At 62.3% G+C, this 14222-nt stretch carries 14 protein-coding genes; 10 read left to right on the top strand and 4 right to left on the bottom strand.

What is annotated here, in order from left to right; translation table 11 throughout:
• Nucleotides 1-944: family 1 glycosylhydrolase (locus tag KAZ48_05045; protein ID MBP7972144.1), on the bottom strand; the 944-nt coding region annotated here is incomplete at its 3' end.
• 132 nt (nucleotides 945-1076) lie between these two features.
• On the opposite strand from KAZ48_05045, the gene KAZ48_05050 reads away from it, so the two are divergent.
• From KAZ48_05050 to KAZ48_05080, 7 genes are all read left to right on the top strand, one after another.
• Nucleotides 1077-2102, top strand: coding sequence for a hypothetical protein (locus KAZ48_05050; protein MBP7972145.1), 1026 nt, complete (start codon nucleotides 1077-1079; stop codon nucleotides 2100-2102).
• Between the two features lie 10 nt (nucleotides 2103-2112).
• Nucleotides 2113-3312 (top strand): ornithine--oxo-acid transaminase, encoded by a 1200-nt coding sequence (gene rocD / locus KAZ48_05055; GenBank protein ID MBP7972146.1) that lies wholly within the window; start codon nucleotides 2113-2115, stop codon nucleotides 3310-3312.
• A 67-nt stretch (nucleotides 3313-3379) separates the two neighbouring features.
• Complete coding sequence (locus KAZ48_05060) at nucleotides 3380-4909, top strand: hydroxymethylglutaryl-CoA reductase (GenBank protein ID MBP7972147.1); 1530 nt, start codon at nucleotides 3380-3382, stop codon at nucleotides 4907-4909.
• Between the two features lie 9 nt (nucleotides 4910-4918).
• Nucleotides 4919-5884 (top strand): alpha/beta fold hydrolase, encoded by a 966-nt coding sequence (locus KAZ48_05065; GenBank protein ID MBP7972148.1) that lies wholly within the window; start codon nucleotides 4919-4921, stop codon nucleotides 5882-5884.
• A 57-nt stretch (nucleotides 5885-5941) separates the two neighbouring features.
• Nucleotides 5942-6604 carry a hypothetical protein gene (locus tag KAZ48_05070; GenBank protein ID MBP7972149.1) on the top strand — a complete coding sequence of 221 codons (663 nt, stop codon included), beginning with the start codon at nucleotides 5942-5944 and terminating at the stop codon, nucleotides 6602-6604.
• A 169-nt stretch (nucleotides 6605-6773) separates the two neighbouring features.
• A complete protein-coding gene (locus KAZ48_05075) occupies nucleotides 6774-7163 on the top strand; it encodes a pentapeptide repeat-containing protein (GenBank protein ID MBP7972150.1) in 390 nt (129 codons plus the stop codon).
• 76 nt (nucleotides 7164-7239) lie between these two features.
• Nucleotides 7240-8829 carry a molybdopterin-dependent oxidoreductase gene (locus KAZ48_05080; protein ID MBP7972151.1) on the top strand — a complete coding sequence of 530 codons (1590 nt, stop codon included), beginning with the start codon at nucleotides 7240-7242 and terminating at the stop codon, nucleotides 8827-8829.
• A gap of 48 nt (nucleotides 8830-8877) precedes the next feature.
• Here the strand turns inward: KAZ48_05080 and KAZ48_05085 are convergent, their stop codons facing one another.
• From KAZ48_05085 to KAZ48_05095, 3 genes are all read right to left on the bottom strand, one after another.
• On the bottom strand, nucleotides 8878-9423 hold the full coding sequence (locus KAZ48_05085) for a shikimate kinase (GenBank protein MBP7972152.1): 546 nt from the start codon (nucleotides 9421-9423) through the stop codon (nucleotides 8878-8880).
• Nucleotides 9424-9537: 114 nt separating this feature from the next.
• Entirely contained in the window at nucleotides 9538-10365 is an 828-nt protein-coding gene (locus KAZ48_05090; protein MBP7972153.1) for an aquaporin, read from the bottom strand.
• A gap of 21 nt (nucleotides 10366-10386) precedes the next feature.
• Nucleotides 10387-12036, bottom strand: coding sequence for an MFS transporter (locus KAZ48_05095; GenBank protein MBP7972154.1), 1650 nt, complete (start codon nucleotides 12034-12036; stop codon nucleotides 10387-10389).
• 162 nt (nucleotides 12037-12198) lie between these two features.
• Here KAZ48_05095 and KAZ48_05100 point away from each other — a divergent pair, with 162 nt between their 5' ends.
• The 3 genes from KAZ48_05100 to KAZ48_05110 all read left to right on the top strand — a co-directional run.
• Complete coding sequence (locus tag KAZ48_05100; GenBank protein MBP7972155.1) at nucleotides 12199-12624, top strand: acyl-CoA thioesterase; 426 nt, start codon at nucleotides 12199-12201, stop codon at nucleotides 12622-12624.
• Between the two features lie 131 nt (nucleotides 12625-12755).
• Nucleotides 12756-13310, top strand: coding sequence for a fasciclin domain-containing protein (locus KAZ48_05105; GenBank protein ID MBP7972156.1), 555 nt, complete (start codon nucleotides 12756-12758; stop codon nucleotides 13308-13310).
• 185 nt (nucleotides 13311-13495) lie between these two features.
• Nucleotides 13496-14222 (top strand): arginase family protein (locus KAZ48_05110; GenBank protein ID MBP7972157.1); only part of this gene is annotated, 727 nt, incomplete at its 3' end.

Genomic DNA, 14222 nt, shown 5'->3' on the forward strand with positions numbered 1-14222 from the left:
GGGGCCTTGACTGCCTCCGGGTTGTAGTAGTTGACGCCGAGGAAGTCGATGGGTGCGCTGATGATTGCGGCGTCACCGTCCTGGATGACGCTGAAGTCCGATCCGGGATAGGCCTGCTCGAGGTCGAGAGGCTGCTCCCCCAACAGGATGGGGTCGAGGAACTGGCGATTGCGGTAGTTGTCGTAGAACGCGGCTGCCTCGACGTCAGCTGACGAGTCTGGGTTCACGGCACGGACAGGGGCGAGGTTGTTGGTTATGCCGACCGTGCCAGCGACGCCAACCGACCGAAGCGCCTCAACAGCTAATCCGTGCCCGAGCAGCAGGTGATGAACGACTGGGTAGAGGGCTTGGCCGAGCCAACGTCCCGGTGCGTGTACCCCAAATGCGTAGCCGAGGCTCGACGTCACGATGGGTTCGTTCAGCGTGATCCACGCGGCCACTCGATCACCGAGTCGATCACCGAGCAGCGCCGCGTACTCGGCGAATCTCTCAGCGGTTGCCCGTGCGGTCCAGCCACCCTCGTCCTCGAGCACCTGTGGCAGGTCCCAGTGATACAGGGTCAGGTATGGCGCGATGTCGCGGGCAAGCATGCCGTCGACGAGTCGGTCGTAGAAGCTGATGCCACGCTCCTCCGGCGTGCCCGAGCCGGTCGGCAGCACCCGCGGCCATGACGTGGAGAACCGGTAGGCGTTGACGCCCAACTCGCCCATAAGGTCGAGGTCGGACTCCCAGCGGTGGTAGTGGTCACACGCGGTGTCTCCGCTGGACCCATCCATGATTTTGCCGGCCGTGTGGGCGAACGTGTCCCAAATGGATGTGCCTTTGCCACCCTCGTCCCACGCTCCCTCGATCTGGTAGGCAGCCGTCGCGGTCCCCCAGACGAAGGTTTCCGGGAACGAGGGGAAGACGTCCCTGGAAACGGTCAACTGAGGCGTTTCGTCCATGGTCATATTTCACCACGGGTCGGTGCTCGCAAAGGTGCCTTTGCCGGTCTGTTCTGAGTCACGGGCAGTTGGGGCGGGGCCGCAGCGAGGGGCCAGTCGGGATATTCGGTGCGGTCGTGCCAGGATCACCGCATGCCGAATCTGGACGACATGCTGGAGGCGCACGTCCAGTTTGAACTCAAGCAGTGGCGTGGCCGGAGTCTCCACCGGACTCTGACCGATGAGGCGGACAGCGCCTACGACTGGCTCGCTGATGTCCCAATCGGAGATCTCGTCGGTGCCGCGGAAATCGACGAGATGCTGCTCGACTTCTTCTGCGATGGACCGATGGACGGGATCCTGCGGACCGTTGCCGTCGACGTCGCGCACACCATTCACCGTGTTGCGCTGGCCGACGACACTCGACTGGACGGGTTGATTTCCCAGCAGCAATTTGATGCGCTGGCGAGCGCGACGCTCCAGCTTGAGGGGGTTCGAGGCGAAGTCATTGACCAGGTCACCACCAGCGACGTCTACTCCCGGCTCATCGCGCACGTCTTGTACCAAGGCATCAAGAACTACCTGCAAACCGAGAACCTTATTGCCAAACGGGTGCCGGGCGCTTCCAAGCTCATGCGGCTAAGCCAGCAGGCTGTCAACTCAGCTGCGCCGAAGCTGGAGCAAAGCATCGACCGCCAGCTCACCGCCTTCGTCGGCGCGAACATTCAGGACACGATTCGCGAAAGTCGTCGGTACCTCAACAGCGCCCTCGACGAGGAGGTGCTCGGCGCCGTTGTGGACGAGGTGTGGTCGTCCAACAAGGCCGTGACCGTCGCGCAGTTGGCGGCACTTGTGCCGGCCGAGTCGGTCACCGCTCTGGTGGACTCTGTCGCGACGATTGCGGTGTCGATTCGATCGACACCCACGTTTCGCTCATTTCTCACGATCGTCGTTGCCGAGCTGTTGACTGAGTATGGCGACTCAACGGTGCGCTCCGTGCTCGACGACTTCGGCTTGGACCGGGCAGCTACACGCAGATTCGTCGCCAGCGCCGGCACTCCCGTGATGAAGCGCGCGTACAGCGACGGCTATCTGGAACAACGTATCCGTGCTCGCCTCGCGCCCTTCTACTCGTCCTACGGGCTACAAAAGGCGGCCAAGAAATCACCCAAGTTGTAGGGTCACGAGGGTGGATTCTGCCGAACTGATTGCCCTCGAATACGCCCGTGGCGCACACAACTACCACCCTTTGCCGGTTGTGGTGGCAAGGGCGAGCGGTTCTTGGCTCACAGACGTAGAGGGCAAGCGGTACTTGGACTTCCTCAGCGCTTATTCCGCACTGAATTTCGGCCACGGATATCCGCGATTGCTTGATGCCGCCAAACGTCAGCTGGATCGGGTGACTCTCACCAGCCGTGCCGTTCATTCCGATCAGCTCGGCCCGTTCTGTGAGGAACTAGCGGACCTGGTGAATCTTGATCGGGTGCTCCCGATGAACTCCGGTGCCGAGGCGGTCGAGACGGCGATTAAGACAGCCAGGGCTTGGGGCTACCGAACCAAGGGCGTGCCCGCCGATCAGGCCACGATCATCGTGGCTGCAGGGAACTTTCACGGCCGCACCACGACGATCGTCTCCTTCAGCGAGGACCCCGTGGCGCGGTCGGACTTTGGTCCATTCACGCCTGGCTTCGTTGCCGTCGAGTACGGCAATGCCGACGCGCTTGAGGCGGCGTTGGCAAATCCAACCGTCGTTGGTTTCCTCGTCGAGCCAATTCAGGGCGAAGCTGGGGTGGTCGTTCCACCCGATGGTTACCTTTCGGCGGCCGCGGCGCTTTGCCGTGCCAACAACGTGCTGTTCATCGCCGACGAGATTCAGTCTGGACTCGGACGGACGGGCAAGACGCTGGCCTGCGACTGGGAATCGGTCGTTCCTGACGTTGTGCTCTTGGGCAAGGCGCTTGGTGGGGGCATCCTGCCCTTGTCCGCCGTCGTCTCCCGTGACGAGGTTCTCGGGGTGTTGAAACCTGGCGAGCACGGGTCGACGTTTGGCGGTAACCCGTTGGCGGTGGCCGTGGGCCGAGAGGCAATTGCGATTCTTGCTGAGGGCCAGATTCAGCGGGAGTCGCTGCGACTGGGCGAGCACATGTTCGCGCGGCTGCGCGCCGAGGCTCCGGACACGGTCCAGGAGATTCGTGGTCGAGGGCTCTGGGCCGGAGTCGAATTGACCGGTGCTGCCGGACCAGCCAGACCCCGATGCGAGCAGGCGTTAGCGATGGGCGTAGTGATCAAAGAGACCCACTCGACCACGCTGAGGCTCGCGCCCCCGCTAGTGATCAGCGATGACGATCTCAACCGCGGTATCGACGTGGTGCTTGAGGTGTTGCAGTAGTCCAATCACGATTCGCTTCACCACCTACTGGAGTAGGGTTGGAGTCCATCTTGGTTAGGAGCTCGCAATGGTCTCGCTTTCACTGGTCAACCACCTCTACAGCGTGGGGAGTCTGCAGAATCAGGAAGCAGGTCCCAGTTATCGGGTGAAGAATCGGCTGTTTGACGCGATCCTGACCGGTGTCCAAGACATCACGATCGACGGCCTGGACTACGACCCCGAAACCTCTGAGCTGATCATCGACGGCTCGACGATGCCGTTGCACTCAATCAGCGTGGACAATCCGCTGCCCTTCCCGCTGCGCTCAAAAGTCGAGGTTCGGTTGACTGGTGCCCCGCTAGCCGAGGGTCCGCACACCATCTCGTGCAGCTTCGTTTGCGACCCTTTTGGACCGTTGGATTTCGAAGCCGTTGACTATGTCGTCCAACCACCACCGGAGCGGCCCCATATCCCTCGGACGGATGAGGATTGGAGCCAGGAGGCCGTGCAGGCACGTCAGCAGTTCGTGCACGACGTGACGGGCGTGCAACTGCAACATGTTTCACAAATCACCTATGACCCCGGCCTGACCCAAGGAAACATCGAGAACCTCACTGGGACTGCGGAGATCCCACTGGGGATCGCCGGTCCATTGATCGTCAACGGCGAGCACGCGAAGGGCGAGTTCTTGGTGCCGATGGCGACCACCGAGGGAACCTTGATCGCCTCGTACAACCGGGGCATGAAGGTTCTCAACGCGGCTGGTGGCGTGACCTGCACCGTTCAGGACGACTCGATGCAGCGTGCACCTGTGTTCATCTTCGATAGTGCTCGGGAGGCGCGGGACTTCGGGCACTGGCTTCAGCAAAACCTGGAGGAGATCCGCACCGTCGCGGAGTCCACGACCCACGTCGGCAAGCTTCTGCGGATCGAGGTCTATCTGGCCCATCGATACGCCTTCTGCCGCTTCGACTACACCACTGGGGATGCGGCAGGCCAGAACATGGTGAGTAAGGCGACCTTTGCCGCGGCCTCGTGGATCATCTCGCACCGGCCGGAGATCCGGCACTTCTATCTTGAGTCGAACTTCGCTACTGACAAGAAGGCGTCGCAGGTCAACATCATGCACACGCGAGGCAAGCGGGTGACTGCCGAGGTGATCATCCCCCGGCAGGTGCTCGGATCGGTGATGCGGGTAACGCCGGAAGGGTTGGTCCAGCACGGATCCGTGGCAAACGTCGGCGCCTTCTTGTCCGGTGCAGTGAACAACGGCCTGCACGCTGCCAACGGGATCACCGCGATGTTCATCGCCTGTGGCCAAGACGTCGCCAACGTCGCCGAATCCTCGGCCGCAGTCATCCACGGCGAGGTGGTCGACGAAGGGTTGTACCTGGCGATCACGCTGCCATCGCTGATTGTCGCCACTCATGGCGGCGGCACGGCACTGCCTACCCAACACGAATGCCTAGCGATGTTGGGTTGCACTGAAAGAGGAACGGTCAACAAACTCGCCGAGATCGTTGCGGGAACAGTGCTCGCTGGCGAGATCTCGCTCGCATCGGCTATCTCGGCGTTGGACTGGGTCAGTTCGCACGAGCAGTACGGCCGCAATCGTTAGGAGAATGGAATGCAGCAGTCCGCCGTCACCTTGCACGGTCACCGCGTCGCCTATCGCGAGGCAGGCGATCCGTCGCTGCCGGTACTGCTGCTGATCCACGGGATCACCAGTAGCTCGGCCACTTGGGATCCGGTCATCCCTGCACTTTCCGAGCACGCGCACGTCATTGCGCCGGATCTGCTTGGCCACGGACAGTCGGATAAACCTCGAACCGACTATTCCCTTGGCGCGTTCGCCTCGGTGCTGCGTGATCTACTCGATCATCTGGGTCATGAGCGGGTCACTGTGGTCGGCCACTCACTCGGTGGTGGTGTTGCTATGCAGTTCTCCTACCAGTACCTCGACTACTGCGATCGGATCGTCCTGGTCGACAGTGGCGGTCTGGGCCGGGAGGTCAGCCTTGCGTTGCGGGCCGCGACCTTGCCGGGCGCAGAGTTTGTCCTACCTGTGATAGCTCACCACCGAGTGCGCGCAACCGGTGTCGCGGCGGCGCGCTTGTTCCGCAAGTTCCCGATTCGTCCGCGCCCGTCCGTCGCCGAAGTCGGCCGGGGTTACGCGTCGCTGTCGGAAGCTGCGGCCCGCACGGCGTTTGTGCACACGCTTCGCAGTGTCGTGGAACCGGGTGGACAACGAGTCAGCGCGAGCGATCGCTTCTACTTGACCGAGGGTCTGCCCACGCTGATCGTGTGGGGTGCGTTGGACACCGTTATTCCCGTGTCCCACGCCCACGAATCGCACGCGGCGATGCCGGGTAGCGAACTGGAGATTTTCGAACAGTCGCGTCACTTCCCGCACATGGATGAGCCAACGCGATTCTCGCGGGTGCTGGCACGCTTCCTCGCCGACACCGAACCCGGTCGGATTGATAGATCGGTCCTTCGCGACCGAATCGCCGCGCGCAGCCGACTCGGTGCGGATTTCGCCGCTGGCAATGCCGCTGAAGCCGCACCAGAGCCACACGCAAAAGCGCAATAGCGCCACAAAGATCGCGTCACGGCGGCAATTTGGCAATCGGTGCGAGAGGCTGAACGAATGACAGAATTGAGCCTGGAAGTTTCCGGGCAACTCGAACGCGTCGTCGACGGTCTGGTCGCACACACTGCGGGAGAAATCCACCGCCATGACCTGCGTGCTGTCGTGCTGGACTGCTACGCCCAGCTCGCTGCCCATGCCACCATCACCACGTTCCTGCCCATCCTCACCGAACGGTTCGCTCTGGTGCAGTTGCGCGCACAGGGAATCCTGAGTGGTGAGATCTCGAAGAACGTTCCCGAGGTCCTGGTGGTGGACGAACACAACGCAGCGCGCTCGCAGACTGCGGCCGCGTTGATTCGCTTCTATGCCCCTGGTCGCTTCCATGTCACGTCTGCCGGCGAGACCCCGCGAGGCCCTATCAGTCCGGTCGTGACCGAACTGCTGGGCGAGGTGGGACTGGGTCTAACGGACTTTCCCAAGCCAGCTACCGACGAGTTGATGATCGCCGCGGATGTGGTGATTGTGATCGGTGATGTCGGCCTTGACCTTGATTCCGTACCGGGCGAAGTCGTCCGCTGGGACGTTCCCGCAGCAGATTTGGATGATCGGCAGGATCAGCGAGCGACGCTTGCGGAGACGGACGCGAGTGTCCGACGGTTCCTGCGCGCGATCCAGCCTGACCACGCACTGCACGAGCCAGTGTTGACGTCCGAGGCGTAAGTTCCACGATCGAACGAGGCGACCCAGGCGGCGAGGACGGCCGCGGGTTCAGGCGCGTGCTGATCGGCGACTAACCCGATCCAACACGCGGGTAGGAACTGCCACTGTGCTGCTGATCTGCAAGAATCCACCACGAATCCTGCTTCTCACTAGTGAATTGGTGGCGGTAATGCGCGGAACAAAGATCTGGCTTGCGGTTGCTGGTGTGGTGGTGGCGTTGAGTGCGTGCAGCACCACCCCGGATGCGGCGTCGAATATCAATGGTTGCCAGATCCAGGCCAATACTTCCTGCCCCGCCGCCAAGTTTGTTGGCCAGAGTCTGTACAACGCGGACCTGTCGGGTGCGAATCTGACGGGCGCCGATTTCACCGGCGCGGATTTGCGGGGAGCGAATCTGCGTAGTGCGAACCTGACAAACGCTCGGTTTGACCAGGCGACGTTGCAGAGCGCCGACCTGACAGGGGCCACTGTCACCGGAACTGACTTCTCCGGCACGAACCTGCAGCACGCCACCTGTCCAGATGGCTCCGAAGCCCGCAACAGTCGGTGTCCGCAGTAGTCGCCAGCGACCCCGGTCCGCTGCTGGCGCACGCACCGCGAGGGTGATCGGCCACAGCCGGAACTAGGGTGGCCCCATGTCGACCATGGCTGCGGACTCGGTGACGGCCGACTCCCGATCGGTCTGGTCGCGGCGTACTGGCGCGCTCGTCGGCGCCCTTTCGGCCATTGTCGCCTTGGCTGTAGCGGAACTATTGGCCCTAGTGCTACCGGGGAAACCCTCGCCCATCGTTGGCATCGCCAATCAGGTCATCAACCTCACACCGGCGAGCATCAGGGAATCGTTGATCTCAGCCGTCGGGACAGCGGACAAACCCATCCTGAGCGCCGGAATCGTGGCCGTCATCTTGGTACTCGGTGCGGTGATTGGTCTCCGATTCCGGGACTCGGCCCGAGCAGCGTGGCCGGTATACCTGATCCTTGGGTTGGTGGTGGGCTTGATTGCCGGGGCCGCAACCGCACGAGTTTGGTCCAGCGTGATCGTCGGTCTGGTTGGGGGGGCGGCTGGTTGGGCGACTCTGGCCCTGCTCCTGCGCGTCACGGTCAACGCCGTCCGCGATGAGAGCGGCAATGTCCGCCTGCAGCCCGAGCCAGCCCTTGCCCGCAGAACCTTCCTGATAGCCAGCGCGGGAGTCACTGGTGCCGCGCTCGCCGGTATCGCCGTTCTGTCTGCGGTGCGCAGTCAGTCGTTGCAAGCGGTTGAGTCGGCCCGCGATGCGCTGCGCTTGCCGACGCCTGCCCGACGTGCCCCTGCCGTGCCAGCGGGAGCCGGGGTTGACGTTCCGGACATGCCCCCACCCGTGACACCGAATGACGCCTTCTACCGGATCGACACAGCCCTTGTACCGCCCACGGTCAATGTGGCGGGATGGACGCTGACGGTCGGTGGCAAGGTCGATCAGCCATTCGAACTGTCGTACCCGGAACTGATGTCGATGCCCCAAGTCGAGCACTACGTGACCTTGGCGTGTGTGAGCAATCCAGTCGGAGGCGACCTTGTCGGCAATGCTTTGTGGCAAGGAGTCCCGCTTCGCGCGCTGCTGGAAAAGGCTGGCGTCGCAGACGGCGCCCAGCAGATCGTCGCCGAATCCGTCGATGGGTTTACCGCTGCCTTCCCCATAACCGCCGCCTTGGACGGCCGTGACGCGATGGTTGCAGTCGGTATGAACGGTGTGCCGCTGCCGGTCAACCATGGATTCCCCGCCCGACTGGTCGTGCCGGGCCTGTATGGATATGTCTCGGCTACCAAGTGGCTGCGGGAGATTCGACTGACGACCTTCGCCGAAGAGGTCGGCTTCTGGATTCCGCGGGGGTGGGTGGCCGATGGCACCATTGAGGCGGCATCACGAATCGACGTGCCGACTGATGGCGCGACTGTTCCTGTCGGTGACGTCACAGTCGCCGGGAGGGCCTGGCATCAACGCGTGCCCGTCGGTGCTGTCGAGATATCTGTTGACGCGGGCCCGTGGCAGCCAGCGCAGTTGGCCTCCTCGATGGGCGTTGATACCTGGCGGTTGTGGTCGTGGAAGTGGCCGGCAGCAGTCGGCGGGCACGAACTGCGCGTGCGCATGATCGACGCCAACGGCAAGGTGCAGTCGCCAGCGGTCAGGCAGCCCGGTCCGGGAGCGTCCTCGGGCTACCAATCAATCGTCGTGGACGTCTCTTAGCGTCCGTTCACGTTCGGACGGATCTGCCGGATTGTCGCAGGCCCACGGTTACCGATCGGGAGCAATGAGCTGGTGTGAGGAGGCAATCGCCACGGCTACCTGCTGTCGATCGCCGCGATCGACGAAGTAGCTGATGTCAGCAGCCCGCTGGTAGTAGGGCTCCCGTCTACGCATGATCTCCTCGGCGGTGTGGATGCGGTGCAGGGATGGGCGACGAGGATCAGCTTCGGTCTTTGCCGCGAGTCGTGCGATGTCGCCTTTGAGCCAGACGATTGGCCCACCCTCGCGCAGAGCTTCGACCTTGCGGGCGCTAAATACCTCATTGCCGTCGGCATCGAGATCAACGATCGCTCCCCCGCCGCAGTCAACAATGATTCCGTCCATTGCCGAAAGCCGTTGCAAGACTCGGAACTCAGCATCGCGAAACCCTCGCCAATCGCCACCCTGGCTCTCGACGAAGTCGGGAATACTCATCCCGACCTCGTACTCAATCAGCGAGTCCGTCGACATGACGGGTCTCTTGGTCAGTACCGATAGACGTCGTGCGACATTCGATTTCCCGACGCCCCGCATACCGACGAGGTTGATGTTCATCGGGAGCACCATCCGTTTCCTGCCACTGCGGCTGACGTTCGGTCGGTTCACAGCCTAGTTCGCTGCGTCCGGATCGATTCAGGTTCGGGCACAGTCGCACTCGATTGCGCAGGTCTAGTTCTTCTCCGGGCGCGAGATATCGGGTGCCAATGCGCCTTGGGCAGCAACCGAACCGACCCGGCCACCGCCGGGTCCGCGTAACAGGAAGGCCACACCGACGGCCAACGCTGCGCCAAGCAGTGGCCCTGCCAAGTAGACCCAGTAGTCATTGAGGTCACCACCAACCAGGTTGGGACCGAATGTGCGGGCAGGATTCATCGAAGCGCCAGACAATGGTGCTGCCCACAGGCCGGCCAACGCGATGTATCCACCCACACCGATGGCGGCCATGATGCCGATATTTTGAGCTCCTGATGCCGTTCCCAGGATGACGCTCAGCAGGCCGAACGTCAGGATCGTCTCAGTCACGAAGGCCGCGAGCGCAGAGGTTGATGAGCCGGGATACGTGCCTCCGAACCGTGCGGAGTTTCCAACGATCCACTGCAGGCATAGCGCGGCGCAGATGGCGCCAGCCAATTGCACGACCACGTAGCCAGGTACCCGGCGCCACGGAAAGTCCTTGCGGAGCGCGAATGCGAAACTCACCGCCGGATTAAGATGCGCGCCTGACAACTTGCCCATAGCCATGATGATGGCCATCACCATCACCCCTGGAGCGACCACCGCCGCCGCTGTCGACACCGTTTCTGGGTAACGATCCCCGACCATCGGCCCGCCCGCCGCGACCAAGACCAACAAGTACGTGCCGACGAACTCCGCGATCAATCGCCGCCACTGTTGGTGTGGATCGGCGAAGTCTGAGAGCTGATCCGCGGCCTCTTGTGCCACGTCATCCCGGTTGTCGCCGCGCCGCGGTGGCTCACTCGAAGCGTCGTCGTTCACCGGGCAAGCGTGGCACAGGGTCTATTGGTTTGCCAGATCGTGCGGGTCGCCGGAGTCGCCGGTGATCTGCGCATTCTGATCGTTCTGCGCATTGATTCCGCCGAATAGTCGTCGCTCGTCGGACACACGCGGATACTTCCACCACACCAGCGTGATCGCGATCAGAACAGCGGCTGTTGCCACGGCGATCGCAGTGGACTTCCCTTCCGTGAAGGCTTGATTGGCCGCGGCGATCAACTGGGTTGCATCGGCGCCGGGCAGGGTCTTGGCGACTGCCTCGGCCCCCTCGTAAGAGGATCCGATCTCCTGTGCCGCTCGGTTGCCGAGTTGCTGGGCTTGGTCTGTCGGTAGCTGCGCAAAGGCGCGGCTGAAGTAGTCGCTGTAGGCGACCGCCAACAAGGTGCCGAGGATCGCTTGGAAGACGGCGCCACCGAGGTCTTTGGTCAGATCGGCCGAGCCTGAACTCATGCCAGCTTTGGTGAGGGGAAGCGACATGCTCAACGAACGCATCGCACAGGTCGACGCCATGCCGATGCCGATCCCGATGGAGAGGTAAGCAGCGACAACCCAGAGCAGAGATGTGCCAACCTGCCAGGTGAACAGCATGAGCAGGAAGCCCAGGACCACGACTGAGAGCCCGATCATGAATGGGGTTCGAGTTCCGCGAGCCTCGATCATTCGACCGGCCGCGACAGACGACGGAAACATCCCCGCGGCTAGACCCAAGGTCAACAGCACAGCCGACAGTGGATCCATCCCCAACACGTTCTGGGTGAACTGCTGACCAATGAACATGGCGCCGACCAAGGCGCCGAATGCAATCAGGCCGACGACAAACGCCACCCAGAAGGTGGGAATAGACGCTGCCCTGAAGTCGAACAGTGGGTTGGGCGCCTTGCGCTCACGGACAACGAACAACACGCCCGACACCAACACGACCGCCCAGAGACCCCAGATGACCGGCGTCAGCCCCTGCGGGAGGATCACTATGCTCAGGACGAAGCAGGCGATCATCACGACGCTCAGACCGCCGCCGGGATGATCAACCGGTGCATCGCTTTCGCCGGCACTCTTAGGTAGCAGCTTGAAACCTGCGACGAAAACCAACACGGCCAACGGAATCGTGATCGCAAAGACCGAGCCCCACCAGAAGACGCCCAACATCCAGCCACCGAGGATCGGTCCGAGGATGGACGTGCCTGTGCCGATGCCGGTCCACAGGGCAATCGCCTTGGTCTTGCCCACGCCGCTCCACAACGATGAGATCAACGACAGTGTGGTCGGGTACAGCATGCCGCAAGAAACTCCGACGAGCATCTGCGCGATGATCAGCATCAACGCCGAAGTCGCGAACACCGACGCCAGCGAGAACGGGACGCAGAGTGCAGCACCGATGAGCAACAACTTCCTGCGTCCGTGCCGATCCCCGACTGCCCCGAGGTAGAGCACGGTCGCAGCGATCCCCAATTGATACGCGTCGGTGATTCCGGTCAACTCGGTGTTGGTCGCCTGTAGCGCCCGCCCAATGGACGGTAGAGCCACGTTCGAAATTGACGTGTTGATGTTGGCGACAATTGCCCCGGTTATGAGGGTGGCAAGCACGAGCCCGGCCTGTGCCGGTTTTCCGCTGAGGATGCCCGGAGAGGCTTGGCCTGCGCTGGTCGTCCCCACGCCGGAATACTCCCACCTGAGGTGGCCGGATTCCTGTCAGTACGCGGCCAGCCGAGTCGCTTCCTCTTTGAGTCAGGTACCGGCAAACACCGGCTTGCCGACCACCCGAGAGGATAGTTCCGACCGCAGTACGCGGTTGCCACGTTGACCTGGAGGCGGACCATGTCCGAACCAACTGTTCGCCGGACGCTCGCGACGATGCGGTGGTCGGATATGGATGCGCTCGGACACGTGCACAACATCAAAATGCTTGAGTACTACGAGGCCGCAAGGGCCGAATTGATTCACGAAGTATTGGATCTGGGTGCGCCTGCCGATATCGGCTTGGTCGTCCGGCATCACGACATCGACTACCTGGCTCCCCTGGTCTATCGGTCGTCCCCGATTGCGGTGGACATGGTGGTAGATCGGATCGGCTCAACATCGTTCAGCCTGTCCTACACCGTCACCGAGCCCGACAACTCAGTCATCTATAGCCGAGCGAGCACGGTCATCGTGGCGATCGAGAAGACAACCGGCAAGCCCAAGCAACTCCCCGAGTTCCTGCGGGGCCACCTCAGACGCTACCTACAGCTCAAGGCTTCTTAGCGGTCGAACGAACCTCTGCCAGACACGCACGCATTGCTGCGGAAGAAATCATCGATTGGCTGCATCCAACCCGGGTGCGCCCGGCGATAGAAGGTTGAGGGTCCCAATCGGGGATCAACGTCCGAGGGAGCATGATGAAACTCAAGTACATCGGCATTGCCGCCGTCGCCGTGGTCGCTCTGGCCGGGTGCAGTTCGACTGCAAGTTCCACCACTTCCGAGAGTCCCACCGCGTCTGCCTCGGTTTCGCCAACAGCAACCGGAGACGTAGTCGCCGTCGCGGCGGGCAATCCCACTACAACCACGCTGGTCACGGCGGTAGAGGCAGCAGGATTGGTCGAGACGCTGCAGGGGCCTGGGCCGTTCACCGTCTTCGCGCCCACTGATGAAGCGTTCGCCGCACTTCCAGCCGGCGTTTTGGACAAGCTGGTCCAGCCGGAGAACAAGGCCACCTTGCAGAAGATTCTCACCTATCACGTTGTGTCCGGTGCGGTGTATTCCTCCGATATCAAAGCGGGCAAGGTCAAGACCGTTGAGGGTCAAGACGTGACTCTGAGCACGACCGATGGCGTCACGATCAACGGGGCAGCAGTCAGCACGGCTGACGTTCCCGCAACCAACGGGGTGGTTCACCTCATCGACCAGGTGCTCGTTCCACCGGGCGTCGACGTGAGCAAGCTGAAGTAGCAAGAACACCCACGATGATCGGGTGTCGGTGGTCCTAGCGGCTACCGGCACCCGATTCTTGTTGGGCTGGACTCGATGTTTCTTGCGCCTCCTGCCGACTTGAACTCAGGCGTTGCTCACCCCTTGGTGGCGAACCCGGGTGGCGACAACTGGCGAGGTCCGATCAAGAGCGCGACAATCGCGGGGTGCAGAGCCCATCGCGAAGTCCTTCAGCTAGACGAGTTGCGCTGATCGGAGCACCGTTCAATTCGGCCGGAACCGCGGGTGGTGTTGCCAAGGGACCCGCCGTGTTGCGGGAGTCCGGCCTGTTGGCACGCATGCACTCGTCGGGAGTTTCAGTGCGAGACACCGGTGACGTCGCGGTTGGTTCTCCCCAGCCCCTGCGTGACGCCCTGACCGGACTACTTGCGATCGGATCACTGCAAGCGACGACTGTGGGCCTCACTGATGCGGTAGCGGGGACCATCGCGGCTCAGCAGATACCCCTGGTACTCGGCGGCGACTGTGCGGTGCTTGTCGGCGCCATAGCGGGAGCGGCCTCACGCGAGGCAACCCCTGGGTTGATTTTCATCGACGGACATGAAGATGCGTGGCCACCGTTGGTGAGTCATTCGGGAGAGGTAGCTGATAGCGAGCTCGGTTTGCTCTTGGGGATCAATCAGCTTGACCCGGCATCGATACTGGCAAGGGGTCTCCACATTCTGCCAGGGGCCAATGTGGCAGTCCTCGGTCCACGAGACGAGCGCGAGATTTCAGCTAGCGGTATCCCGAGCATTGCCGAACGAGTCGGGGTGTTCCTGGACGCTAGTGGACTGGTGAATGACTTGGATTCCGGCAAGACCGTCGCTCAGAACTTCGCTAGCAGAGGGCTGAGTTGGTGGTTGCACGTTGACTTGGACGTTCTGTCCACGG

This window comes from Candidatus Nanopelagicales bacterium (assembly GCA_018003655.1).
Classification (GTDB): domain Bacteria; phylum Actinomycetota; class Actinomycetes; order S36-B12; family UBA10799; genus JAGNDY01.

Coding starts and splice junctions, on each gene's coding strand:
- KAZ48_05050 (MBP7972145.1), top strand. CDS start 1,077: ATGCCGAATCTGGACGACATGCTGGAGGCGCACGTCCAGTTTGAACTC.
- KAZ48_05060 (MBP7972147.1), top strand. CDS start 3,380: ATGGTCTCGCTTTCACTGGTCAACCACCTCTACAGCGTGGGGAGTCTG.
- KAZ48_05065 (MBP7972148.1), top strand. CDS start 4,919: ATGCAGCAGTCCGCCGTCACCTTGCACGGTCACCGCGTCGCCTATCGC.
- KAZ48_05070 (MBP7972149.1), top strand. CDS start 5,942: ATGACAGAATTGAGCCTGGAAGTTTCCGGGCAACTCGAACGCGTCGTC.
- KAZ48_05075 (MBP7972150.1), top strand. CDS start 6,774: ATGCGCGGAACAAAGATCTGGCTTGCGGTTGCTGGTGTGGTGGTGGCG.
- KAZ48_05080 (MBP7972151.1), top strand. CDS start 7,240: ATGTCGACCATGGCTGCGGACTCGGTGACGGCCGACTCCCGATCGGTC.
- KAZ48_05085 (MBP7972152.1), bottom strand. CDS start 9,423: ATGAACATCAACCTCGTCGGTATGCGGGGCGTCGGGAAATCGAATGTC.
- KAZ48_05100 (MBP7972155.1), top strand. CDS start 12,199: ATGTCCGAACCAACTGTTCGCCGGACGCTCGCGACGATGCGGTGGTCG.
- KAZ48_05105 (MBP7972156.1), top strand. CDS start 12,756: ATGATGAAACTCAAGTACATCGGCATTGCCGCCGTCGCCGTGGTCGCT.